The sequence below is a fragment of the Anoxybacillus sp. CHMUD genome (genome assembly GCF_013096965.1).
In the GTDB taxonomy this organism is placed as follows: Bacteria; Bacillota; Bacilli; order Bacillales; family Anoxybacillaceae; genus Anoxybacillus; species Anoxybacillus kestanbolensis_A.
In genome coordinates, this window is sequence record NZ_SDLG01000010.1 from 1 (window position 1) to 25,757 (window position 25,757).

Annotated in this window: 19 protein-coding genes and 5 pseudogenes; 19 read left to right on the top strand and 5 right to left on the bottom strand. The window is 40.1% G+C overall.

From position 1 onward, the window contains the following. Window positions 1-161 precede the first annotated feature (161 nt). A pseudogene (gene mbcS, locus ETB99_RS08565) lies at window positions 162-1,535 on the top strand (acyl-CoA synthetase MbcS); the annotation flags it as partial. 385 nt (window positions 1,536-1,920) lie between these two features. Here mbcS and ETB99_RS08570 read toward each other — a convergent pair. Next, a pseudogene (locus ETB99_RS08570) lies at window positions 1,921-3,090 on the bottom strand (IS256 family transposase). A gap of 262 nt (window positions 3,091-3,352) precedes the next feature. Between ETB99_RS08570 and ETB99_RS08575 the strand changes: the two are divergent. The 9 genes and pseudogenes from ETB99_RS08575 to eat all read left to right on the top strand — a co-directional run bounded on the left by ETB99_RS08575 (window position 3,353) and on the right by eat (window position 15,133). Beyond that, entirely contained in the window at window positions 3,353-4,402 is a 1,050-nt protein-coding gene (locus ETB99_RS08575; protein WP_042894807.1) for a DNA cytosine methyltransferase, read from the top strand. Between the two features lie 120 nt (window positions 4,403-4,522). Further along, window positions 4,523-5,929 (top strand): protein NO VEIN domain-containing protein, encoded by a 1,407-nt coding sequence (locus tag ETB99_RS08580; RefSeq protein WP_063211361.1) that lies wholly within the window; start codon window positions 4,523-4,525, stop codon window positions 5,927-5,929. A gap of 12 nt (window positions 5,930-5,941) precedes the next feature. Next, window positions 5,942-6,967 carry a DNA (cytosine-5-)-methyltransferase gene (dcm, locus tag ETB99_RS08585; RefSeq protein ID WP_216366126.1) on the top strand — a complete coding sequence of 342 codons (1,026 nt, stop codon included), beginning with the start codon at window positions 5,942-5,944 and terminating at the stop codon, window positions 6,965-6,967. 270 nt (window positions 6,968-7,237) lie between these two features. Beyond that, window positions 7,238-8,686, top strand: a pseudogene (tnpC, locus tag ETB99_RS08590) (IS66 family transposase). Between the two features lie 413 nt (window positions 8,687-9,099). After that, a pseudogene (locus tag ETB99_RS08595) lies at window positions 9,100-9,847 on the top strand (IS982 family transposase); the annotation flags it as partial. A 165-nt stretch (window positions 9,848-10,012) separates the two neighbouring features. Beyond that, complete coding sequence (locus tag ETB99_RS08600; RefSeq protein ID WP_171700391.1) at window positions 10,013-11,470, top strand: ethanolamine ammonia-lyase reactivating factor EutA; 1,458 nt, start codon at window positions 10,013-10,015, stop codon at window positions 11,468-11,470. Window positions 11,471-11,483: 13 nt separating this feature from the next. Next, window positions 11,484-12,845: an ethanolamine ammonia-lyase subunit EutB gene (locus ETB99_RS08605; RefSeq protein ID WP_042895911.1), complete on the top strand. Its 1,362-nt coding sequence runs from the start codon at window positions 11,484-11,486 to the stop codon at window positions 12,843-12,845. Between the two features lie 24 nt (window positions 12,846-12,869). Continuing rightward, complete coding sequence (gene eutC / locus ETB99_RS08610) at window positions 12,870-13,712, top strand: ethanolamine ammonia-lyase subunit EutC (protein ID WP_042895914.1); 843 nt, start codon at window positions 12,870-12,872, stop codon at window positions 13,710-13,712. A gap of 26 nt (window positions 13,713-13,738) precedes the next feature. After that, complete coding sequence (eat, locus tag ETB99_RS08615) at window positions 13,739-15,133, top strand: ethanolamine permease (RefSeq protein ID WP_171700392.1); 1,395 nt, start codon at window positions 13,739-13,741, stop codon at window positions 15,131-15,133. Between the two features lie 275 nt (window positions 15,134-15,408). Here the strand turns inward: eat and ETB99_RS08620 are convergent. Continuing rightward, window positions 15,409-16,288, bottom strand: a pseudogene (locus tag ETB99_RS08620) (IS982 family transposase). Window positions 16,289-16,497: 209 nt separating this feature from the next. Between ETB99_RS08620 and ETB99_RS08625 the strand changes: the two are divergent. Then, the gene (locus ETB99_RS08625; RefSeq protein WP_253263589.1) at window positions 16,498-16,845 is read left to right on the top strand and encodes a phenylacetate--CoA ligase family protein; all 348 of its coding nucleotides are present in this window, start codon (window positions 16,498-16,500) and stop codon (window positions 16,843-16,845) included. A 110-nt stretch (window positions 16,846-16,955) separates the two neighbouring features. Here ETB99_RS08625 and ETB99_RS08630 read toward each other — a convergent pair whose 3' ends face one another. Continuing rightward, window positions 16,956-17,759, bottom strand: a complete 804-nt coding sequence (locus ETB99_RS08630) for an NAD kinase (protein WP_171700393.1) — start codon at window positions 17,757-17,759, stop codon at window positions 16,956-16,958. A gap of 125 nt (window positions 17,760-17,884) precedes the next feature. Between ETB99_RS08630 and ETB99_RS08635 the strand changes: the two genes are divergently transcribed. The 5 genes from ETB99_RS08635 (at window position 17,885) to ETB99_RS08655 (ending at window position 21,958) form a co-directional block, all read left to right on the top strand. Then, window positions 17,885-18,496, top strand: coding sequence for a DUF2953 domain-containing protein (locus ETB99_RS08635; protein WP_129000728.1), 612 nt, complete (start codon window positions 17,885-17,887; stop codon window positions 18,494-18,496). Between the two features lie 38 nt (window positions 18,497-18,534). Then, window positions 18,535-18,963: a GerW family sporulation protein gene (gene ytfJ, locus ETB99_RS08640; RefSeq protein ID WP_003398006.1), complete on the top strand. Its 429-nt coding sequence runs from the start codon at window positions 18,535-18,537 to the stop codon at window positions 18,961-18,963. A gap of 77 nt (window positions 18,964-19,040) precedes the next feature. Further along, window positions 19,041-19,547, top strand: a complete 507-nt coding sequence (tpx, locus tag ETB99_RS08645) for a thiol peroxidase (protein ID WP_003398004.1) — start codon at window positions 19,041-19,043, stop codon at window positions 19,545-19,547. Window positions 19,548-19,632: 85 nt separating this feature from the next. Beyond that, complete coding sequence (locus tag ETB99_RS08650; RefSeq protein ID WP_375153713.1) at window positions 19,633-20,607, top strand: class I SAM-dependent methyltransferase; 975 nt, start codon at window positions 19,633-19,635, stop codon at window positions 20,605-20,607. A gap of 157 nt (window positions 20,608-20,764) precedes the next feature. Continuing rightward, window positions 20,765-21,958 (top strand): acetate kinase, encoded by a 1,194-nt coding sequence (locus tag ETB99_RS08655; protein ID WP_171700395.1) that lies wholly within the window; start codon window positions 20,765-20,767, stop codon window positions 21,956-21,958. A gap of 26 nt (window positions 21,959-21,984) precedes the next feature. Here ETB99_RS08655 and ETB99_RS08660 read toward each other — a convergent pair whose 3' ends face one another. Further along, window positions 21,985-22,299 carry a hypothetical protein gene (locus ETB99_RS08660; RefSeq protein ID WP_012574186.1) on the bottom strand — a complete coding sequence of 105 codons (315 nt, stop codon included), beginning with the start codon at window positions 22,297-22,299 and terminating at the stop codon, window positions 21,985-21,987. A 146-nt stretch (window positions 22,300-22,445) separates the two neighbouring features. Between ETB99_RS08660 and ETB99_RS08665 the strand changes: the two genes are divergently transcribed. Both ETB99_RS08665 and argH read left to right on the top strand, forming a co-directional pair. Next, window positions 22,446-23,654 (top strand): argininosuccinate synthase, encoded by a 1,209-nt coding sequence (locus tag ETB99_RS08665; RefSeq protein WP_077429290.1) that lies wholly within the window; start codon window positions 22,446-22,448, stop codon window positions 23,652-23,654. Then, entirely contained in the window at window positions 23,651-25,027 is a 1,377-nt protein-coding gene (argH, locus tag ETB99_RS08670; RefSeq protein WP_171700396.1) for an argininosuccinate lyase, read from the top strand. The genes ETB99_RS08665 and argH overlap by 4 nt, the downstream gene beginning before the upstream one ends. Before the next feature lie 12 nt (window positions 25,028-25,039). Here argH and ETB99_RS08675 read toward each other — a convergent pair whose 3' ends face one another. Then, the gene (locus ETB99_RS08675; RefSeq protein ID WP_009361531.1) at window positions 25,040-25,492 is read right to left on the bottom strand and encodes a universal stress protein; all 453 of its coding nucleotides are present in this window, start codon (window positions 25,490-25,492) and stop codon (window positions 25,040-25,042) included. A gap of 105 nt (window positions 25,493-25,597) precedes the next feature. Between ETB99_RS08675 and ETB99_RS15190 the strand changes: the two genes are divergently transcribed. Then, window positions 25,598-25,726, top strand: a complete 129-nt coding sequence (locus tag ETB99_RS15190) for a hypothetical protein (RefSeq protein ID WP_006320834.1) — start codon at window positions 25,598-25,600, stop codon at window positions 25,724-25,726. Window positions 25,727-25,757 lie beyond the last annotated feature (31 nt).

Here is a 25,757-nt window from a genome sequence, read left to right on the forward strand (position 1 = left end):
AAGGCAAAGACGGAAAGCGTATCGCACAAGGAATAAATTATAGATATGTCCAAGTCATTCAGCGATTTGACGGATATGCTTATGGAAAGGGGGTGGCGGAACTTGCGTAAGGTGCAATTCCTCCCCGTGCCTAAAGGCGGGGGCTTCCTTGCGTAAGTTTCGTGATGCTCCCGCGTTTGTTAGAAGCATATGCGGTATATATAGGTGCGTTGAAAGCCGGGCTTGTCGTTATTCCGAGTTCCGAGATGTTGCGTACAAAAGATTTGCAATATCGGATTTCGCATGGGGAAGTGAAAGGGGTTATTGCTTATTTTCCATATGTTGAGCAATTCATTCCTATTGAGGGTATGGAAAATATGGTCGCATTTTCGGTCGGCGGTTCGACTGAGCGATGGCTCGATTTACATGAAGAAATGGCAAAACAAAGTGATGCATTTGTTGCTGTAGAGACGTCTCGTGAAGATATGGCATTTTTATCTTATACATCGGGGACGACAGGAAATCCGAAAGGTGTAGTGCATACGCACGCTTGGGCATATGCTCACTTAAGAACAGCAGCAAAAAATTGGCTTTGTATTGAAGAAGGGGATCTTGTTTGGGCAACAGCAAGTCCAGGGTGGCAAAAATGGGTATGGAGCCCGTTTTTATCAACGCTTGGATGCGGGGCGACAGGTTTTGTGTACCATGGCCGCTTTGAGCCGGAAAAATATTTGCATCTGCTAGAGAAGTACCGTATAAATGTACTTTGTTGTACACCAACCGAATATCGTCTTATGGCGAAGGTGCCGACGATTTCTCAATATAAGTTGCCGCACTTGCATAGCGCTGTATCAGCAGGTGAACCGTTAAACCGAGAAGTCATTGATACGTTTGAGCGGTATTTTGGTGTTCAAGTTCGCGATGGATATGGACAAACAGAAAATACGTTGCTTGTCGGCGTGATGAAAGGAATGAACATAAAGCCAGGTTCGATGGGGAAACCGACACCAGGGAATCGTGTTGAAATTATTAATGAGTTCGGTGAGCCTTGTGCGGTTGGAGAAGTCGGAGATATTGCGGTTCACGTCGAAACGCCAGCTTTATTTAAGTGTTATTATAAAGACCCGGAACGAACAGCGATGCAGTTTCGTGGAGAATATTATATTACTGGCGATAAAGCGAAAAAAGATGAGGAAGGGTACTTTTGGTTTGAAGGTCGTGGCGACGATATTATTATTAGCTCAGGTTACACAATTGGTCCGTTTGAAGTGGAAGATGCATTAGTGAAACATCCATTTGTGAAAGAATGTGCGGTTGTCGCTAGCCCAGATGAAATTCGGGGGCACGTTGTTAAAGCGTTTATTGTGCTACGAGAAGGGGTAGATAAAAACGACCCGAATTTAATTCCGCAGCTTCAAGAGCACGTGAAACAACTAACAGCGCCGTATAAATATCCGCGCAAAATTGAGTTCGTGGACGATTTGCCAAAAACGACCTCGGGCAAAATTCGTCGCGTTGAATTGCGCGAACGTGAAAGAAAAGCTGTACAAAAATAAAACGTTCCGCTCCAAGTCAATCGGAGCGGAAAAAAGCTTGACGAATAAAAAAATTTTTGTACTATACTTTTAGAATTTTCTTAAAATTAAGAAATATTTCTACAACCCTCTTTTTGATAGCGCTTACATTTTTGGGATTTGCCTCTGTAAAGTCATAAAGATATAAAAACGTCCATAAAGTGTTATCGAAAGAGGGAAATAAACAAAGGGGGATGAAGTGGGTACCGTCAAGAATTTTGTGTAATGTAAGATAGATAGGGTATCTCTGAATGGATTTAGAATGGATAGGGAACCGATTTCCTCCCCACAGGAGACTGAATATTCAGTCTCCTGTGGGGAAAGGGAAAATCCCCTTATTTTGTTTATTTTCGTTTACAATATATAGTTAATTGTAACATTCTTCAAACATTCGCTGGAGGACTTCCTGCGCTTCGGCAAATCCTTGTAACTTTCGCCCCGCCCATTTCTCATTAAAGTCTTGGATGGTTAAATACACGACTTTTTCCGCGGCTTCTAAACTGCTCAAACTGTTCATCAGCTTGAGACGTTTCCGAATTTCCTTGATCGTTCGTTCGATGGCATTGGTCGTGTAAATTACATTTCGAATACTGCTTGGATAATCCATAAATGTAAGGAGGACATCCAACTCATTTGCCCAAGATTGAACTTCTCTTGGATATTTGCTGGACCATTTCGACTCAAACTGTTGAAACATTTGTAACGCCATCTCCTTATTCGGCGCGCGATAAATCAGCTTGAAATCCTCGGCCACTTCGAATTGGTCTTTTTTCCGAACACAGCTGAGGGTGTTACGGACTTTGTGAACGACACAGCACTGTACATCGGCTTTCGGATACACCACCTTAAAGGCTTCCTCCAGCCCCGGAAGGCCATCGAAGACGCCAAGAAGCACTTCCTTGACGCCTCTTTTGTAGAGCTGTTGGAGAATCTCCCGCCATCCATAGGCGCTTTCTTGTCCTCCTACAAAGAAATCGAGAATTTCGCGTTATCCTTCTTCGTTCACCCCTAACACCACATAAATGACTTCTTTCTCCACGGTTTCGCGGCGAAGTTTCACGTACAAACCGTCCAAATATAAGACGGAATAACGCTTGTGTAGTGGACGATTGCGCCATTTTTCGATGTCTTCCTTTACGACATCGGTAATATGGCTGATTGTCGTAGGAGAATAGGTACTTCCTAGAATTCGTTCGATAAACTTGCCAATTTCCCGTGTACTCATGCCGCTTTGATACATCTTGATGATGGCTTCTTCCAGCCAGCCGGTGTGTCGTTGGTAAGGGGCAAACAGCTGCGTTTGAAATTCCCCGTTTCGGTCTCTTGGAACCAAAAGACCCTCAATCCGGCCATATTGCGTATCTAGATTTCGCTGATAGTAGCCGTTTCTCATATTCGGCGTTCCAGCCTGTTCGATTTCGAGGAAATGTTTGATTTCTTCTCGCATGATCAGTTCTAATTTTTCTTTTACAAACTGACGAATGGCATTTTCCAGTTGATTTGCCCAGTCGACATTCGGTATACTTCTTTTAGACATAGGTAGGGTACTCCTTTCTCTAAGATTTTTGGTCCAATCAGAGAATACCCTACCTTTTTTCTTTTGGTCTAGCAAAATGCTTTACACAAAATTTTATACATCATTCCTGTATATTAGATTTTACATTTTTTTGATTTTATGCTTTTATTTTTCTTGGAGTAATATCAATATAGACAAATTACTTTTTGTTAAAATAAAATGTTGTAACTACAAGCTGTGTTGTTTATTTAATTAATAAAAACGAATAAGGGGAATTTGCTTTATGTACAATATCATTGACCTATTTTGTGGCTGTGGAGGACTATCCTTGGGGTTTGAACTGGCCGGATACCGAACTTTATTAGGGATAGACAACGATAAAGCCGCTATTGAAACTTTCGAAAAAAATCATAAGGGAAGTATAGGATTATGTACAGATATCACTGAAATCACTAAAGAAGAAATTCTTCGAACCATAAATTATCAAAACGTGGATGTGGTGGTCGGTGGGCCGCCGTGTCAAGGGATGTCCATTGCAGGGCCAAGGAAACTTCATGATCCAAGGAACAAGCTATATTTATCGTTTATAAGAATTGTAGAAGAACTGCAACCTAAAGCTTTTGTGATCGAAAATGTCCCTGGATTGGTCAGTCTTTTTAAAGGCGCCATTAAAGATAGTATTTTAGAAGAGTTTAACAGAATAGGGTATACTGTTAATTACCAAATACTAAATGCAGCTGATTATGGTGTTCCTCAGCTGAGAAAGAGAGTATTTTTTGTGGGGCTTAAAAACGGGAAGAAATTTGTATTTCCGGAGCCAAAGATTCTATTTGAAAATGATTGGATAACTGCCGAAGAAGCTACTAGTGATTTACCATTATTAGAAGATTCATTAGGTAATGAAATAGAACATTATGTTTCCGAACCAAAAAATGAATTCCAGAGTTTCTGTCGTAGAAACTCCAAAGTTATTTATAATCATCAGGCCACAAATCATAGTGAACAAACTAAAAAAATCATTAGTCTAGTACCGGAAGGTGGGAACTTTAAAGACCTTCCTGAAGGGTATAGAAAAACTAGAAATTTCAATGTTGCATGGACAAGGTATCACAGCAAACGTCCAGCTTTAACAATTGATACAGGACATCGTCATCATTTTCACTATAAAGCTAACAGGGTACCGACAGTTAGGGAAAATGCTAGATTCCAGTCTTTTCCTGACGATTTTATATTTTATGGTAACAGGACACAGCAATATAGACAAGTTGGTAATGCAGTACCACCATTATTGGCAAAAGCTATTGCTGAACAGCTAACCGTTTATCTTGAATAACAAAATAATAATTGGGGAGAGAGATAAGACATATAGTTTCGTTCCTCTCTCCAAGCACTAAGATGGGGTCTAGGTAACGGGAAATTTCGCATAATATCTATAAACAAGAGGTGGGGGAGATTGTTATTGTACCAAGTTCCTGAACAGTATTATTTTAGAATACATCATCCAAGACCTCGATTTAAAAATGATATTGAAAATGTACTTATATACCTTGCTACAGAAATTACTGCCATTGGTAAGAAGATTGCCACAGATTTTACTAAAGAATTAAACGCTGCCATTAGAAGATATCCAGGAAATTTGACTAAGAAACAAAAGACAATAGATAACTGGAGAACAGAAATAGATGCCTTATTTTGCTTTATTGAGAGAGAGGACATTTACCTTAAACCTAGCAGACGAGCAGTTGAGTTAGCCACTACTCAGGACTTAGTGAAGTTTTTTAAGCTCTTTTGTTATCACTTTCAGTATCCTGGCGGTTTTCTGAAGCCACATATGAATTTAGAGTATTTAAGACAAGGCATTAAATTTCGGCCATGTTCTTATGTCTTAAAAATGCTATATACTGCTGAAAAAAACAGCGGAAACAGAGCCGGTATAACAAAAGCAGAAGCAACTCATTGTGTTTTTAATGACCTAAGGGTTACAAGAGACAATCGATGCGTAGAAGATACTTGGGACTTAGTGATGCACAATAGAAGAAATAATATCGAATATGACTGGACCGGTGACGTGATACGCTATGCCGGTGATATTTTGGATTATATGGTGCAAGCAAACTTGCTTGTAAAGCATGCAGATGGCAGATATTATATAAATCATGTAGAGGATATTGCGATTCAAAGATTTATAAATCCAACCAGTGATTTATTTGATTATTATGAAAAAATAAAGGATATTTCAAATATAACAATTGATGATGTTAAAGATCTAGATGATGAATGGGTCCGTTATTTTAATACCGAGCGTGAAGATGGCTTTTTTGATACCGACATTCTTGCATTAATGACCGACACGTCCTCTAAATATCAAGAACTAAAGGAAATGCTGGATTTGGATAAAATAATTGCTGAAGGTGGTTTATCATCTGCTGAAAGCATAGGATTTGTAGGAGAAAGCTTGGTATTAAATCATGAAAAGAAAAGAGTCGTTTTAGAGGGGAGACCTGATTTAGAACATTTGATAAAATTAATTCCAGATACATATGCTGTGGGATATGATATAAACTCACGGGAAATTGACGGAAAACATCGGTTTATTGAGGTTAAAACTACTGCAAGTTCTACCCCAATTAATTTTATGAGGTTTCATCTAACACCGAATGAGTGGTCTGCAGCTGAAACGCATGGGGAAAAATATTTTGTTTATCGTCTTATGGTAACAAAAGGAAACACAAGACTTATTATTATTCAAGACCCTGTCGGAGAATATAAGCGTGGAAATCTGTCTGCTATGCCTCGTGATGGAATGGACATTTATTTTGACCCGAAGAAATGTGGGGTGGAGGTACAATTATTGATATAAAAGGTGATGTTTATGTTTACTGTTGTTTCTTTATTTTCTGGTTGTGGCGGAGGAGATTTAGGATTACATGGTGATTTTGAATTCTTGGGTAATTATTACAGCAAACTGCCTTTTAAAACTATTTATGCAAACGAAATTGATCCCAAAGTAGCTGAAATATTTAGCGAAAACTTCAATATCATCCCTGATGTCCGTGATATTAGAGATGTACCAGAAGATGACATCCCGAAACATGATGTATTAGTGGGTGGCTTCCCATGTGTATCTTTCTCTATTGTAGCCCAAAATCCCAAAAGACTAGGGATAAAAAATGAGACAGGAAGACTATTCTTCGAAATGGTCAGGATATTAAGGGCTAAACAACCGCTGGCCTTTATTGCAGAAAATGTAAAAGGTATTTTATCAGCCAACAAAGGAGAAGCATTTCCGCTTATCCTTAAGGAATTCGAAGACTGCGGATACGAAGTGAAATACAGTGTACTAAATGCTGCTGATTATGGTGTACCACAAAATAGACATCGTGTTTTCATTGTTGGCTTACGAAAAGATGTTAAATTAAGTTATAATTTTCCTGAGCCTACTCATTTTGAAGAAGAAAGTCTCTTTGGACAACCTCATGTTCCTTTAAAAAAAGTCATTTTTGACGAGAACGAGGTGGAAGAGAAGTATTATTTTAGTCAAAGAGCAGTTGAAGGAATGCTTAGGGCTAAAAAAGAGATGAATAAAGGCCGTGCCCAAGATATTAACAAACCTTGTAATACAGTTGGCGCACATTTGGCAAAAGTTAGCCTTAACAGTACAGATCCTGTTCTAAATATTAACGGAAGATATAGACGCTTTACACCTAGAGAAGTGGCAAGAATACAATCTTTTCCTGAATCATTTAAATTGATCAATTCTGAAGGAACGCAGTATAAGGCATTAGGAAATGCCATACCTCCTGTTCTAATGTGGCATGTAGCAAAAAATTTAAGTCATACATTATCAAGCTATGTTAAAAGGATGACGGAAACTGAAGAGAGAGAATTGGTAAAATAAAATTATCCTAAAAAGGTCCTGCTAGGTGATGCTGTGCCTAGCGGACCTTTTTTAATGGGTAACGCTTATACCAAAACTTGCCCTTTTCGGTTACGGAAAATAATCATAATAGGTATTAATACCATAAAGCATTAATCCCTGGTAACATAAGTTATCGTTTCTTGTTTTTCACACTAAACGTAACTATTCAGCCACATCATAAAGTGAGCTGAATATTTTCTTCTTTCCTTGTCTATGATGTGAATACTGATAGACAAGGAGGTGAATCGCGTGTTGACGGTACAACAAGCTGTATTTACAGTTGAGAGCTTAATCAGCAAAGTCCAACAACAAAAACAGCTCATTCATCAACTCGTTCAAGAAAATGAACATTTGCGTCACGAAATCAAACAGCTGCGCAAAGAAAATGAACAACTGAAGTATCGCGTTCAAGAGCTGGAAGCACGCACGAAAAAAAACAGCTCCAATAGCCATTTGCCCCCATCTTCTGACCGTTTTGCCAACACACGTTCTTCTCGTCAACCATCTGGCAACAAGCCAGGCGGACAAGAAGGACATCAAGGAACGACGCTCCGTCAAGTGGAACATCCACATCATCGTGTCGTCCACCGTGTGCATACGTGTCAAGGATGTGGGGCTTCTTTGCGTGAAGTCAAACCGTTCAAAGTCGATATCCGTCAAGTGTTTGATGTCCCTCCTGTGCCGATCGAGGTGACACAACATGAACGTGAGGTGAAATCGTGTCCACATTGTCGATGTGTTCAACAAGCCGAATTCCCATCCCACGTCACGAATCATGTGCAATACGGTCCACGGCTCACGGCGCTCGTTGTTTATTTACATCATATCCAATTGATCCCGTACAAGCGTTTAAGTGATACAATCTAAGCGTTATATCAACACTCGATTAGTACGGGAACTCTTGCCAATATGGTGAAACGAGGACGCGAAGCGCTGGAATCAAATATGGACATGATCGAGAACGCCTTACTTGAATCCAACATCCTGCATGTCGATGAAACGAGTTTGCGCATCAATGGGAAACTCGCATGGGTGCATGTCGCGTGCACATCGAAATATACGTACTTGGCTCCTCACGCTTCTCGTGGAAAGAAAGCGACCGATGATATCGGGATTCTTCCCCGATATGAAGGAACGATGATGCACGATGCGTTCGGTACATATCCGAAATACACACATGCCACCCATGCCCTTTGCCATGCCCACCATTTGCGTGAGTTAAAAGGATTCATCGAACAAGGGCATACGCGGGCGATGCGCATGACCACGTTTCTGTTGGCCGCCAAGCAAGCCGTCGAAGCCCATCACGGTGCACTTTCCGAAGAAGAAGCGAGACGGTGGGAACGAGCGTATGATCGCATCCTAGAAAGAGCACAACACCGATTGGAAACGATGACGCCTCTTCCGAAAAAAGCACTCGCTTTTGTTCGATGCCTTCAAAAACGAAAGGAAGAAGCGCTGCGTTTCTTACGTGAAGTACATGTTCCCTTTGACAACAACCAAGCCGAACGCGATCTTCGCATGGTTAAAGTCAAAGAGAACATTTCGGGTACATTTCGCGAAGAAACATTCGCCCAGTCGTTTTGCATCACAAGAAGCATCATTTCCACACTGACGAAACACGAAAAAAACGTGTGGGATTCGTTATGTCTTCTGTTGACAGGCGAAACGCTCGATCGTGTTCTTTCTACCACTTAGGGCATTTTCTATTACGGGGATGCCTTATTTGTGTTGCGCTCCTTTACATACTACTATCGGGATGAATAGTTACCAATTTCTCCTAACAAGTTTCTTTTTTACCACGTTGAGTTTCCTCCCATTCTGTGCAAATTTTTCTTTTTGTAGACGTGTTGATTGACTTCTTTCTACTCTTTCTATAGTAATATTTTAACTTATTTGTATATTCACATCTTAAATAGACCATTCTTCCTATCACCACTCCGATTATCAATGGCAAAGGTAATTAATAACATATTATAGAAATGATCTTAGGATTTTGGTGTAAAAAATATGTTAGATAAACTGACATAAAAATTGTTCTTATTCTTTAAATATACTTTAATATTTATATAAAATTTTTTTAAAACCCGTGGTGCTAGATAAACTCAAACAAGCAAGAGGACGCTGTCATCATCGCCATTCATCTTTTAGGAAAGCTGCTCGGTTTTACTTCTGAACGGGCGTGGCATCGTTTTGTCACGGGAAATTTGTTCACAAACGGCTCGTTTCTCGAACGTTCTCGGTATAACCGCCGCTGCCGGGCGCTTGGTTTCGCCATCAAATGGATCCGTCATGAGCTGGCGAAACGTGGTCAATACCATGCTTATGCGGTCGTCGACAGCTTGCCTCTTCCGTTGTGCCATCCCGCAAGAATGCAGCGCGTCAAGCGGTTTCGAGGGATCGTGGATATGGGGTATTGTGCTTCCAAAAAGCAATGGTACTACGGTTTCAAGCTGCATCTTCAAGTGACCAATCAAGGGCTGGCCATGGGCTATGTCGTGACGGAAGCGTCCTGCCACGACGTCAAAGCCGCTGAAACGGTGATGACTCCAATCCCTCATCCCTACAACTTTGGGGACAAAGGGTACATCAGCCACGCTCTTCTAGAAAAGCTGTACGAAGAACACCAAGCCGCGTTCTGGACACCGTCTCGACACAATCAAAAGCACGGCCCATCCAAGGCATGGGAAGAATGGATCCGAAAAAAAACGCAAAGTGATCGAGACGGTGTTCTCGGTTCTGGTTGACCACTATCGCATCACGGGGATCCGAGCCAATTCGATTATCGGATTTGAAGTGGCACTAGACGGTATATTGTTAGCTTATTCCCTGGTTACACTTGGGCTAGTTGAGCGCTAAAGCTCAACTAGCACCACGGGTATTTTACAGAAGAAAAAATCTAAAAATCTATTAGATGAAAGAAGAGTATGAAATACTGATTCTACAGTTGATTGAAAAATTCTTGAGTATAATACGAAACCAGCGCCAATAACTGAAACACAGGATTTTTAGGATGTGAGTAGAGTGGAAGGTCAATCGATTATTAGCGTGGGAATCGATATCGGAACAAGTACGACAAAATTTATTGTAAGTCATTTAAAATATGCAAAAGTATCTAGTCATTTTTCTTTGCCTCGCTACGAAATTGTTGAGAGAAAAATTGTGTATGAAAGCCTTATGTACTCAACGCCGTTAAAAGAGAAACGGGATGAAATTGATTTGAAAACTCTCATGGGATGGCTTGAAGAGCAATATAAAAAGGCAGGAGTGAATGTATCAGAAGTAAAATCTGGCGCTGTGATCATAACCGGCGAAACCGCAACGAAAAAAAATGCAGAGAGCATTCTACATTATTTAGCTGAAAAATCGGGGGATTTTGTAGTTGCCATTGCTGGTGCTAGTTTGGAAGCGTTGCTTGCCGGCAAAGGATCTGGTGCTTTTTTGCGATCTAAAGAAGTGAAAGGAACAGTTGCTAACATTGATATTGGGGGTGGAACAGCGAATGTTGTACTTTTTCGGAGAGGAAAAGTATTAGGTACCATTACCTATCATGTTGGTGGAAGATTAATCGAATTAGATCAGAATGGTGAAATTACGTTTATATCCCCATCTATTGAACCATGGTTACATTCGAAAAATTATCGACTGGAGGTAAAGAAAAAAATTTGTTTTAAAGAAATGCAGCAGATTGTCCAAGAAATGTGCAAAGATATGCTGAATTCGTTAACCGGTCAGAAACCGATCCGGTTGGATGATTCGCTAATTCACAGCACGAGTTTTCAAGTGATTCCTCCTATCGATGAGGTGATGATTTCTGGAGGAATTGGTCAGTTGCTTGAGAAAGAAGCTCCTAAAACGATCTATGACACCGCTGTCTATGGAGATATCGGTCCGCTTCTTGCACATGAAGTAGTAAAGGAGATTGAAAATTGTTCGTTAAAACTAATAAAAGCGACGCAAACATCTCGTGCAACGGTAATCGGAGCCGGGATGCAAAGTACAGAAATTAGTGGGGCTACTATACATGTTGCCCCGTCACGTCTCCCGATCCGCAATTTACCAATCATGATGATTGAGCTAGACAATGAACAAATAAAAAACAGAGATTATGTGTATGAGCAAATCAAACATGCGATGATCGAGTGGAAGCAGTACTTTCAAGGGGAACAAGAAATTCCTTTTGCCATTCATATTCGAGGGATTTCTTATTGTTCATATGCAGTATTAAAAGAAGTAGCCAAGATATTATTTTCGCTTTATGAAAAATACTTTCCGAGGAATCCTGTTTTAGTAGTCATCTGTGAAAACGATATTGCGAAAGCACTTGGACAATTGCTAGTGCTTCAATCTAACAATAAAGTAGATATCATTTCGATTGATCAAGTTGTAGTTGAACAAGGTGACTACATTGATATAGGAGAAACAATCAATCAAAGTATGGTTCCTGTAGTCATCAAAACGTTGGCTTTTATGAAAAATTAGGAGGTGATTCAATTTGAAAACAACGATCACATTAATGAGAAAAACTTATCAATTTAAAAGTTTGAAAGAAATTATGGCAAAAGCAAATGAAGAAAAATCAGGTGATCAGCTAGCGGGTATTCATGCGCAAGATGCACAAGAACGAATTGCAGCAAGACATGTTTTATCAGAGCTAACTCTTGCTGATATTCGAAATAACCCGCTTTTGCCGCCAGAAGAAGATGAGGTGTCACGTGTCATAGAGGAAGGGGTTAACGAAAAAATTTACGCATCAATTCGAAATTGGACGGTTGCGGAACTTCGTGAATACCTTCTATCACCGAATGTAATGAACAACGAAATCACTCATATTCGCCGAGGACTAACAAGCGAGATGATTGCCGCAGTAACGAAGATTATGACAAATTTGGATTTGATCCAAGCGGCATCAAAAATCACAGTAGAAACACGTTGTAACACAACGATTGGTCAAAAGGGACGATTAGCAGGGAGAGCACAGCCTAATCACCCTAATGATAATTTACAAGGAATCAAGGCAGCGATTTTTGAAGCATTGAGTTACGGCGTTGGGGATGCGGTTATTGGAATTAATCCGGTTATTGATACGGCAGACAGTGTGAAGGCGATTTTAAATATGACAAAGGAGTTAATTGAGAAGTGGAATATTCCGACGCAAAATTGTGTTTTAGCACATGTAACAACACAAATGAGGGCGATTAAACAGGGAGGGTCAGCAGATTTATTATTTCAGAGTTTGGCAGGTACTGAACAGGGAAACAAAGCATTTGGCATTAGCGTGGAATTGCTAGATGAAGCAAATGAACTGATTCTAAAAGAAGGAACAGCCGCTGGTCCGAATGTATGGTATTTCGAGACAGGACAGGGATCGGAACTGTCAGCAGATGCTCATCATGGTATTGACCAACTAACGTTAGAAGCTAGGTGCTATGGGCTGGCCAAGCGATATAAGCCGTTTATAGTGAATACAGTAGTAGGCTTTATTGGCCCCGAGTATTTATATAACAGTAAACAAGTGATTCGTGCGGGACTTGAAGACCATTTTATGGGAAAACTTCATGGCTTGCCGATGGGAGTGGATGTTTGTTACACCAATCATATGAAAGCGGACCAAAATGATATGGAAAACTTAGCAGTCCTCCTGGCTGCAGCGGGTGTCAATTTCTTAATCGGTGTGGCTATGGCAGATGACTGTATGCTAAATTATCAATCTCTTAGCTTCCATGACATTGCCACACTAAGAGAATTGCTTCACATGCGACCGGCTCCGGAGTTTGAGCGCTGGTTAGAAAAAATGGGGATTATGGAAAACGGAAAGTTAACATCAATAGCTGGTGATCCTACTTTATTTTTATAAGCTATAAAGGTGGTGGTATGTGAAATGAATCAAGCGGATATTCAACAAGAGAAGTTGATTATGGAATTACAGACCAAAATATCAGACAAAATAATCGATAAAGACGAAGATGAAAAAAGTTTTCATTACACTGTGGTTGATTGGTCAACATATGTCCCAAATCCAAAATTTCCTGAAGGAATTGATGAATTGCGAAAAGTAACTCCTGCACGTATAGGGGTATGGAGGACGGGGACACGTCCACTGACGAAAACAATTTTAAAATTACAGCTTGATCATGCTGCAGCTGTTGATGCTGTTAACGGAGAAGTCTCTGATAGTTTACTTAAAGAATTTAATTTATTTACAGTAGAGACTTGTTATGAAAATAAAGAAGTTTATTTAAAGAGACCAGATAAAGGGCGGGTTCTTACAGAAGAGGCAGTCAAAACGATCCAAGAAAAATGTGTGAAAAATCCTCAAGTACAAATCGTTGTTTCTGATGGATTAAGTGCAAGTGCGATTGAGGCAAATCTCAGAGACATTTACCCAGCATTGTTGGATGCATTAGAAGTAAATGGGTTAACGCAAGGAACTCCTTTTTTTGTAAAAGGTGGAAGAGTAGCATGCATGGATCATATCGGTGAGATCTTGCAACCAGAAGTTCTTGTCCTTTTAATTGGAGAGAGACCAGGTCTTGTTTCTGCCAATTCTATGAGTGCTTATATGTGCTATAGACCGAGAAAAGGAACTATAGAATCGGAGAGAACTGTGATTTCTAATATTCATTCAGGAGGTACTCTTCCTGTTGAAGCTGGTGCCCATATTGGTACGATTTTAAGAAAAATGATTGATCAAAAAGCTAGCGGACTTCATTTAGAGCTTTAACATAATTATTAAGGGGGAAGGATAGTGTGGTGAACAATTCTAATCATTTGCAAAAGGCGTTAAAACCAATTCATTTATGGGGAATTGCAGTAGGAATGGTGATTTCAGGCCAGTATTTCGGATGGAATTACGGATTTGAGCAAGGTGGAACGATAGGATTAGCGATTGCCACGATTATTGTCACTATTTTTTATACGACTTTCATATTTAGCTATTCAGAACTTTCTACATCCATTCCACACGCTGGAGGACCATCCGCCTATGCAAGAAAAGCGATGGGTCCTTACATGGGGTTTATGACGGGATTAGCCTGTTTACTTGAATTTGTTTTTGCTCCGCCTGCCATTGCTGTTGCGACTGGAGCCTACATTAACTTTTTAATTCCAAGTATTAACGCTGTGTATGCTACAGTGGCTGTTTTTTCATTTTTTATTTTAATCAATCTAATAGGTGTAAAAGGAGCCGCAATCATTGAGCTTGTTGCTACTATTTTGGCATTGATTGGTTTAAGTGTTTACTACGTTGCTGGACTGCCTCATGTAAATAGCTCGGCGATATTTAATGATATGTCATTTTTTAACGGTTGGACAGGAGTATTTGCCTCTATTCCTTTCGCTATTTGGTTTTTTCTTGCTATTGAGGGAGGAGCGATGGCAGCAGAAGAAGTTCGTAATCCTAAAAAGGATATACCAAAAGGATTTATTTCTGGCATTTTGACATTAGCGACTGCAACCGTTCTTACATTGCTTGTAACAGCTGGGCTCGGCGGAGGAGAAGGAAAACCTGCTGATTATCCGCTTCCGCAAGCGTTAGCTGGCGTTTATGGTGAAAATAATATTTTACCAAAAACGGTCGCCATTATTGGTTTGTTTGGGTTAATAGCAAGTCTGCATGGCATAATCATTGGTTACTCCCGACAAACGTTTGCATTAGCCAGAGCGGGATATCTGCCTAGATTCCTCTCTAACTTATCAAAAAGAGGAGTTCCGCATTGGGGATTAATTGTACCTGGTATTATAGGAGTAGTTAGTGCTGGTTCTGCTAGCTTTGCCAATGCTTTGATTATCTTATCTGTATTTGGTGCGATTACCATGTATTGTTTGAGTCTCATATCGCTGTTTGTATTGCGGAAAAAAGAACCTCATATGGAACGACCTTTCAAGGTAAGCTATCCAGTTGTTCCGGGAATAGCACTCTTTTTAGGTATTATTTCGTTCTTTTGCGTATTAAAATATAGTGTATTAACTACAAACCTTCCTCTCTTCGGAATTGAAATTCCGTTAATCGCTGTAATTTTGTTCGTATTTGGCGCAGGAAGCATTTACTACTTCTTAGTAGGTGCTAAGAACATTCGTCCAATATCTGAGGAATTTGTATCTATCGAAGATGTAGCATCTAGTCAGCAGAATGTATCGTTATAGGCTCTATAAAAAGTATTTGTACCCAGATTTGAAATAACTGTCGTTCCTCGTGTTTATTTGGTATTCTCGAATGGTGACGGATATTTTTATCATACTCCCATGAGAAGATTCCCATTTCAACGTGCATCAACGGGTAAAGTGGGAGATAAATTGGCTTTAGGGAGAAATGATTCTTATTCTTTTGGACAATGAGATGTTGGGGATATAAAGGCGGAATCTATTTTAAAGATAACCTGCGTTTTTATGATTTAAAAACCCGTGGTGCTAGTTGAGCGCTAGCGCTCAACTAGCACGAGTGTTACAAGTGAATACACCAACAATATGCCATCTAGTGCTACTTCAAATCCCGCAATCGAATTCGCACGAATGTCTCTGTGATACGATACTGGTCAACGAGGACAGAGAACACCGTTTCAATGACTTTCCGTTTTTGTTTGAGCCATTTCTCCCATGATTCAGATGGGCGGTGTTTCTGATTTTTGCGAGATAGAGTCCAAAAAGCGATTTGGTACGCTTCATACAACTTTTTTTGCAATTCGCTACTGATAAATCCTTTATCACCCAAGTTATAGGGATGAGGAATTTGAGTCATGACGGTTTCCGCTGCGGTTCGATCGTGACAGGACGCCTCCGTTACCACGTATCCCTGGGCAGTCCTTGGTCTGTCACTTGAAGACGAAACTTAGACCCATAGTACCACTGCTTCTTCGACGCACAAAGCCCGATGTCCGCGATCCCTTGGAATCGTTTGACACGGTACATTCTTGCGGCATGGCACAACTCGAGTGGTATACTATCTACGACCGCATAGACGTGGTGCTGCCCACGTTTGGCTAGCTCATGGCGAATCCATTTGATCGCAGAGCGTAGCACTCGACAACGACGATTGTAGCGAGAACGTTCGAGAAAATGTCCATCCGTAAACAAGTTCCCAGTCACAAAGCGATGCCATGCACGTTCGGAAGAGAAGCCAAGCAGCTTCTCTAAAAGATGAATAGCAATGATTACCGCATCTTCTTGTTTCACCAAATGACGATTGCGACGTTGCAAATACATTTGAATCGATGGCAGTTGAGCAGAAACAAAGAAAAAAATGGCTGTATATTGTTTTTGAATCTTTGCTTGATCTGTAGTAAAACGAAAGTGCTCTTGCATGGGAATTCTCTCTTCGAATGTTGGTTGGCACTTTCATTCTACGGGAGATCCACAAGCAAGGGCTATTTTTATGCTTACTCGAGTTTATCTAGCACCACGAGTTTTACACAAAATTTTATACATCATCTTTATGGCGAAAGGGGGAAGGATATGGAACAGCAGATTGTGGCTGCATTGCTTTTGAAGATCGTCAAGGTCCGGGATTAAAAGTGAGTTCACGAGCCATTGTACAATTAGGTGATCCAATAACTGACGATCTACTTCATGAAGAAGGGGACATTGTCGTCACGATACTAGATCGCACATATCTGCTCATTCGTTTTGGCACAGGAGATGTCTCACGATGGGTGGATGATTACGAAGGAGAACGTATAGTAGGTGTAATCGGTCGAGTCGGTACAAGCGTGAAAGTGAAAGGAATGTTTGTTCACGAACAACAGTTAAAGCAAGTGATGGCTGAAGTAGGTTGCTTGCTGTTTCAGGCGATTGTAACAGATGAAAATGGTCATGATGAATTGACGATTTACATTGAGAAAGAGCTTGATGAAGAAAAGTAAAAAACGTCATTCGTGTAACACCGACATTTGTTCATGTTGATCGTGTAAATGAGGCGAATCGCTGCCTCGTTGATCAAAGAAAATGGTAAAAAGAGGCGAAATGCCTCTTTTTACAAAAATGTTCGTTTTACTTTTTCCCAAAAAGAGTTATCTTTTAACTTGACCGTTTTTATGACTTTTCCACTTAATGCAATATCAATTTTTTCAACATGTTGAATGCTTAATGCTTCATTATCCATCCCGATAATTGGATAGTCGTTTCCGTCTTGTACGACTTTTAATGTAAGTTTTCGGTTTCCGCTTAAAATAAATGATGAACCGAGGGTGCGATAACGATTGTTGTTTAGCGATGCTAATTCGCTTACTTGAAAGCAAGGAAGCATCGGGTCTACGACTGCCCCATTGACCGATTTGTTGTAGGCAGTACTTCCCGTCGGTGTAGCAATGATCATGCCATCCCCGCGGAATGTTTCAAAATGTAAATCGTCAATAAACACGTCCATGACAAATGTTTTAATAATACTTGAACGAATCGTACATTCATTTAAACAATAAAATGATGTAGAGTCATTTACTGTAACGTAAATCGTTGGATATTTACGCACTTCAATTTGTTCGGTTGTCATCGCCTCAATCATTTTGTCTGTATCATGAATATGAAAATCGCAATACATACTTAATGAACCCGACGTTGAAATACCGGCATATAAGCAGTCGTCACGGAAGCCTGTTTTTCTGACGGCTTGTAAAAATGTCCCATCGCCACCTACGCTTACAATAATGTTTGCGTGCTTCGCATCGTCCATGACTTGAAATCCATACTGTTTGGCGAGTTCAATAAGCGGTTGGACTTGCTTTGTCGTTTCTTCATCATGTTTATGAAAAAAGTACATGCGATTACGGCGTTCAGTCATCGTTTTCCCTCCGTTAAAATGTCCTCACGTTTATTTTATCATTTATTTTCCATTCATTGCGAATTTATTCGTTTAATTTTGCTCGTTTTTGTCGAAAATGTCATCGGGAAGGAAGTGAAAAACCGATGATTTTTATTATTGCCATCATCTTTATTGCCTTCTTAACGTTTATTCCTTTTTTACATGTATACATGACGATTCAATTTCAACATGCACAAGATAATGACCAATTCACCATTGATGTTCGTATCCTTCGCATATTTCATTATCGATTTGTTGTTCCGCTCATTGAAATATCGAAAAAGGAAGCTGGAGTAGTGACAGAGCAAAAAACAACAACAGGAAAAGACGAAAAAACAACGTTTACTGTCACCGACGCTCGCGAACGTCTAGCGCAATTGAAACAATGGCTAAACCAAATCGTTCATTTACATACAATCATGAAAAAGTTTTTGCAACATGTGTCGGTTTTACAGTTTCAATGGCATACACAAATTGGTGTCGGTGACGCGGCAAAAACCGCCGTGCTTGTCGGGGTTGGATGGTCGGTAAAATATTATGTGGTGGCAATGATAAGTAAATATATGAACGTTTGTATCACTCCTTCCATTTCTATCGTTCCTTTTTTCCAAGGAGCTGTATCGCGTACGTCATTTACATGTATGATCCAATTTCGAATTGGTTACGCTATATTAGCAGGACTGAAGGTCGTTAAACATTGGAAAAAAGACATGTGAGTCACAAATGATGTGGACAGTTGTTAGGAGGAATGAAAATGAATGGACATCCAATTGAAGGATTAATGACGACGGCGATGGAAAATTTAAAAGAAATGATCGATGTCAATACAATTATTGGTGATCCTGTCGAAACACCTGATGGAAGTGTCATTTTAACTGTTTCAAAAGTCGGATTTGGCTTCGCTGCAGGCGGTAGTGAGTTTATATTAAACAATGGAAACGAACAACAAAAAGAAGCACATCCGTTCGGTGGGGGAAGTGGTGGCGGAGTATCGATCACACCGATTGCTTTTTTAATTGTTAACAGTTCCGGTGTGAAATTGTTGCATGTGGACGAAAGCACGCACTTATACGAGAAAATTTTAGACTTAGCTCCACAAGCGATTGAAAAGATCCAGCATATGTTTGAGAAAAAAGAAAAGCCGAAGCAACAACATAACGGAGCGCCAGACTTTGATATTTAGTATCAATCGAAATAATTGAATTTTTCATCTAATTACGTTATGATGAGCCTGTATCTTATATAAAGAGGAGGCTTACTATGGCGAAGGTTACATTTAAAGGAAATCCTGTCACATTAGTTGGCAATGAAGTGAAAGTCGGTGATGCAGCTCCTAATTTCACGGTGCTTGCAAACGACTTATCGCCGGTGACATTAGACGATACAAAAGGATTTGTTCGGTTAATTAGCGTTGTACCATCAATCGATACAGGAGTTTGTGATGCGCAAACGCGTCGTTTTAATGAGGAAGCAGGTAGCATTGAAGGAGTAAAAGTATTAACGATTAGCGTTGATTTACCATTTGCGCAAAAACGTTGGTGCGCTGCAAACGGGTTAGAAAACGTTGTCACACTGTCTGATCATCGCGACGTATCGTTTGGCCAAGCATATGGTGTGCTTATTCAAGAATTGCGTTTACTTGCTCGCGCTGTATTTGTCGTTGATCGTAACGATCGTGTGACATATGTTGAGTATGTATCTGAAGCGACAAACCATCCGAACTACGAAGCGGCAATCGAAGCGGCAAAACAAGCCGCGCAACAATAATTGTTTGAGGCTGTCTCAAAAAGGGATAGCCTTTTTCGTTTACATTTTCTAAAATAAAATGTCGGACAGAAAGGAGTGAGGGATGTTGGAAAAATTGTTTACCATCATTGATGAAACGGCGACATGGCTTCAAGAAGAATTAAAATGTTCATATTTAGAAGCAGTTGCTGAAACTGGAGAAAATTTATTTCACGGGGATGTACTGCAAGAAGAAGTAAACGAGCTATTAAAAAAACGTTTAAAAAAGGCGTATGAAGTTGTGCATGTACACGAGTGGAAAAATGAACATATTCGTAAAGCGCTACAATTAGCGATATTAAAAGGAATGAAACAATATGTACAGCCACACCATCAAATGACACCGGATGCGGTCTCAGTATTTATTGGCTATTTAGTTGATGAATTTACAAAAACGTATTTTTCGTTATCGCTTCTCGATCCTGCTATTGGTACAGGAAATTTAATGACAGCTGTGTTGAATCAACTGACGAATAAAAAAGTAAGAAGTTATGGGGCGGATGTAGACGATTTACTATTAAAGCTCGCTTATGTGAATGCAAATTTACAACAACATGAAATTCAATTATTTCATCAAGACAGCTTAAAGCCGTTGTTTATTGAGCCGGTTGATGTAGTTGTGTGCGATTTGCCGATCGGATATTATCCAGACGATGAAAATGCCAAGTCATTTCGTTTACATGCAAAAAGCGGTCATTCATACGCTCATTATTTGTTTATTGAGCAAAGTATTCGTTATACGAAAGAAGGCGGATATGTATTTCTCGTAATTCCAAATACGCTGTTTACATCAGACGAATCAAAACAACTGCATGCTTTCATCAAAGAAGAAACGTTTATTCAAGGCTTGTTGCAACTTCCGCTTTCGATGTTTAAAAATGAAAAGGCAGCGAAAAGTATTTTTATTTTGCAAAAGAAAGGCGCGCATGCAAAAGCGCCAAAACAAGCGTTGCTTGCCCAGCTTCCTAGCTTTTCGAATAAGCAGGCGATGCAAGCCATGGTGCTAAAATTCGAACAATGGCTGAAAGAAAATCGTTCATAACCTTCTGAATATAACAAATATGTGAAGAAAACGTTTTCGGGAAGTTTGTATACTTGAAAAGAGCGGTGAACGACCCGTAAAATGAGAGACGTACCGATGAAATTCGCATAGTTGCATACAATAATTGTGAACGATGTTAAAGGAGCTGTTTAATCAAATGCCAAAAATCATTGCGATCAATGCAGGAAGTTCTTCGTTAAAATTTCAATTGTTCAACATGCCGAGCGAGGAAGTATTAACAAAAGGTGTTGTTGAGCGAATTGGTTTTGAAGATGCGATTTTTAATATTACAGTCAATGGTGAAAAAATAAAAGAAGTAACGCCAATTCCGGATCATGCGGTTGCTGTAAAAATGTTGCTTGATAAATTAATTGAACTTGGTATTATTCAATCGTTTGACGAAATCGAAGGAATTGGTCATCGTGTGGTACATGGTGGAGAGAAATTTAGCGACTCCGTTTTAATTACAGATGAGACGTTAAAAGAAATTGAAGACTTATCTGATTTAGCGCCATTGCACAACCCAGCAAACGTTGTCGGCATCAAAGCGTTTCGTGAAGTGTTACCGAACGTACCAGCGGTTGCAGTATTTGATACAGCATTCCATCAGACGATGCCAGAACAGTCGTTTTTATATAGCTTGCCATATGAGTATTACGAAAAGTTCGGCATTCGTAAATACGGGTTTCACGGCACATCACATAAATATGTGACACAACGTGCAGCTGAGCTATTAGGCCGCCCAATTGAGCAACTTCGTTTAATTTCTTGTCATTTAGGAAATGGAGCAAGTATTGCAGCGGTAGAAGGCGGGAAATCGATCGATACGTCGATGGGCTTTACACCGCTTGCAGGTGTAGCGATGGGGACGCGCTCAGGAAACATCGACCCAGCGCTAATCCCGTACATTATGCAAAAAACAGGGAAAACAGCCGAGGAAGTCATTGATATTTTAAATAAAAAGAGCGGTATGCTTGGTTTAACTGGTTTTTCAAGCGATTTACGCGATATTGAAGAAGCAGCTGCAAAAGGTGATCAACGCGCAGAATTAGCGCTCGAAGTGTTTGCTGGGCGCATTCATAAATACATCGGCTCATACGCAGCGCGCATGTGCGGCGTCGATGCGATTATTTTCACAGCAGGCATTGGAGAAAATAGTGATGTCGTCCGTGCAAAAGTATTGCGTGGTCTTGAATTTATGGGCGTTTACTGGGATCCGGCATTAAATAAAGTGCGCGGCAAAGAAGCGTTTATTAGTTATCCGCATTCTCCGGTAAAAGTATTAGTCATTCCAACGAATGAAGAGGTTATGATCGCCCGTGATGTGATGAGATTGGCGAATTTAGCGTAAAAAAGGTGTCCGTATGGGCACCTTTTTTATTGATGTATGCGATTTGTAACGGTTTGATTCATTCGATACCAAATCCATAAATCGTTAATGATGGACGCGAGCGCTGCAATTTCAAAGTTGAGCGTGCATGAGCGAGCGAAATCATTTTCTTCTCCAAGCTGTCGTTGCTTTTCATTAATTTGTTGTTCTAGCTCGATAATTCGATCAGGAATTTTGCCACGAATCGTCTCCCATTCTAATAAAATTTCTGCTTGTTCTTCTTTTGTGTACATGTCCCATTCTTTTTGTAAATGTGGCAGGCGAATGCCAAGGCGTTCATCATATATAAAATGTGCACTCATATTATTCTCCCATCCTTTTCGCTTATTAATTTTTATTTTAATCAAAATAGTTATTGAAAAAAAGAAAAATAGCTGTTACATTATTAATATGCGAAATGAATAAATATAAATATATAAGTATTTTTATTCTTCAAGGAGGAACGATTATGGCAAATCCAAAAGTGGTGCTCGCTTATTCAGGAGGTTTAGATACATCGGTAGCGATTAAATGGCTACAAGAACAAGGATATGATGTTGTTGCTTGTTGCTTAGATGTGGGTGAAGGAAAAGACTTAGAATTTGTAAAAGAAAAAGCGCTAAAAGTTGGTGCTGTCAAGTCATACATGATTGACGCAAAAGAAGAGTTTGCGAATGAATATGCGTTAATTGCTTTACAAGCCCATGCGCTATATGAAGGAAAATACCCACTTGTCTCTGCGTTGTCCCGTCCGTTAATTTCAAAAAAGCTTGTTGAAATTGCTGAATTAGAAGGAGCGGTTGCTGTTGCGCACGGTTGCACAGGAAAAGGAAATGACCAAGTGCGCTTTGAAGTATCGATTCAAGCATTAAATCCGAATTTAAAAGTGATTGCACCTGTTCGGGAGTGGAAATGGTCACGTGAAGAGGAAATCGAATATGCGAAACAACATCACATTCCGATTCCAATCGATTTAGATAGTCCATTTTCCATCGATCAAAACTTATGGGGAAGAAGTAACGAATGTGGCATTTTAGAAGACCCGTGGGCTGCGCCGCCAGAAGAAGCATACGAGTTAACAGTTGCGCTTGAGCATACACCGAATGAACCAGACATCATTGAAATCGGCTTTGAGCAAGGGATACCGAAAACAATTAACGGAAAAGCATATGCGCTTGCAGAGCTCATCTTACAATTAAATACATTAGCAGGGAAACATGGCGTCGGCCGCATCGATCATGTTGAGAACCGACTCGTTGGCATTAAATCGCGTGAAGTGTACGAATGTCCTGGCGCGATGACGCTCATTAAAGCGCATAAAGAGTTAGAAGATTTAACACTTGTTAAAGAAGTCGCTCACTTCAAGCCGATCATTGAGCAAAAAATCGCAGAAGTCATCTATAACGGCCTTTGGTTTTCACCACTAAAAGATGCGCTCGTTGCATTTTTAAAGGAAACACAAAAAAATGTTACAGGCGTTGTACGCGTGAAATTGTTTAAGGGCCATGCGATTGTAGAAGGTCGGAAATCTCCGTTTTCGTTATATGATGAAAAATTAGCGACGTATACAGCAGAAGATGAATTCGATCATCAAGCGGCTGTCGGATTTATTTCTCTATTTGGCTTGCCTACAAAAGTATATAGCATCGTCAATGGAGAAAAGAAGGTGAACGTGTGAGAAAGTTATGGGGGGGACGATTTACAAAAACAGCAGCACAATGGGTCGATGACTTTGGTGCATCGATCCATTTTGATCAACAACTTATTGAAGAAGATATCGAAGGAAGTATCGCGCATGTGACGATGCTTGGTGAATGTGGCATTTTGCCAAAAGAAGATGTTGAAACGATCAAACAAGGATTAACAAAACTATTAGAAAAAGCGAAACGAGGAGAGCTTTCTTTTTCTGTTGCTTATGAAGACATTCATTTAAACATTGAAAAAATGTTAATTGATGAAATCGGTCCTGTTGGGGGTAAGCTTCATACAGGGAGAAGCCGAAACGATCAAGTGGCGACAGATATGCATTTATATTTACGAAAACGGGTTATCGAGATTATCGAACTTATTCGTCAATTGCAACGTGTGCTTGTCGAAAAAGCAGAACAACATATCGAAACGCTTATTCCGGGTTACACACACTTGCAACGGGCGCAGCCGATTTCGTTTGCCCATCATCTCATGGCGTACGTATGGATGTTTGAACGGGATCGCGAACGTTTTACCGAATCGCTCAAACGAATTAACAAATCACCCCTCGGTGCTGGAGCGCTCGCAGGGACAACGTTTCCGATCGATCGCCATTTAACAGCACAACTTCTCGGTTTTGATAGCATATATGAAAATAGTTTAGATGCGGTAAGTGATCGCGATTTTATTATTGAATTTTTAAGCAATAGCTCTATTTTAATGATGCATTTATCTCGTTTTTGTGAAGAGCTCATTCTTTGGTCGAGCCAGGAGTTTCAGTTTATCGAAATGGATGATACGTTTGCGACGGGAAGCAGCATTATGCCACAAAAGAAAAATCCAGATATGGCTGAGCTCATTCGCGGGAAAACGGGGCGAGTGTATGGGAACTTAATGGCTTTATTGACCGTTATGAAAGGGCTACCGCTTGCTTACAATAAAGATATGCAAGAAGATAAAGAAGGAATGTTTGATACCGTTCAAACGGTGATCGGCAGCTTAAAAATTTTTGCTGGTATGATTGAAACGATGACAGTCCGCACAGATGTGATGGAAAAAGCAACGAAACAAGATTTTTCAAATGCAACGGAACTAGCTGATTATTTAGCGAAAAAAGGTGTACCGTTTCGCGAGGCGCATGAAATCGTTGGAAAACTTGTGCTGACATGTATTGAACGAGGTGTTTTTTTAGCTGATTTACCGCTTGATGTGTATCAACAAGCTTCCCCTCTATTTGAGGAAGACATTTATGAAGCGCTGAATCCGTATACAGCTGTCAACCGTCGCACGAGCGCAGGAGGAACAGGGTTTACGGAAGTGAAAAAAGCGATTGAGAAAGCAAAACAAATGATAGAGGCATAAAAGCAAACGCTTTTATGCCTCTGTTTGTTCAGGTGTGCGTACGACGAGTACGTCGCATTTCGCATATCTTGTAATATGTTCAGAAACGCTTCCGATGAAAAATCGTTCCACAGCGCTCATTCCTGTGGCGCCACAAACAATTAAATCTACTTCATATTTCGGAGCGACTTCTTTCGAAATTTTTACTTTTGGGGAACCGTACTCAATATCTGTGACGACTTCTTTCACGCCCGCATCGACTGCTTGCTTTTCGTATGATTGCAACAATTCTTTTGCGAATTTTTCCGCTCGTTCTGCCACTGTTCGATCGTATGCTTCGATCGTCGCGAATGAACGAACGTCGATAATGTGCGAAAGAACGAGTGAAGCATCGTTCCGTTTAGCAATTTCAATTGCTTTTTTAAACGCCCATTCTGCTTCTTTTGAGCCGTCGACTGCTACTAAAATTTTTTTGTACTTGTACATAAACACTCCCCCAATAAAAAATTTTCCTTCCAATTCAAGTATATCATTTTTTGTAAAACAAACACTACGTATTGTCGAAAAATTTATGACGAAAGGAGTAGAACGATGCGTGATAAGGAACAAAAAGAACAACTTTATTATGATGAAAATGGCGTTTCAGAAGTGACTGAACAAATTACAGACGCCTACATTAGCGGGGTCATTGAACAAGAGGAGGAACAAAAGAGGCGATGATGCCTCTTTTGTTTCTAACAAGCATAATAAG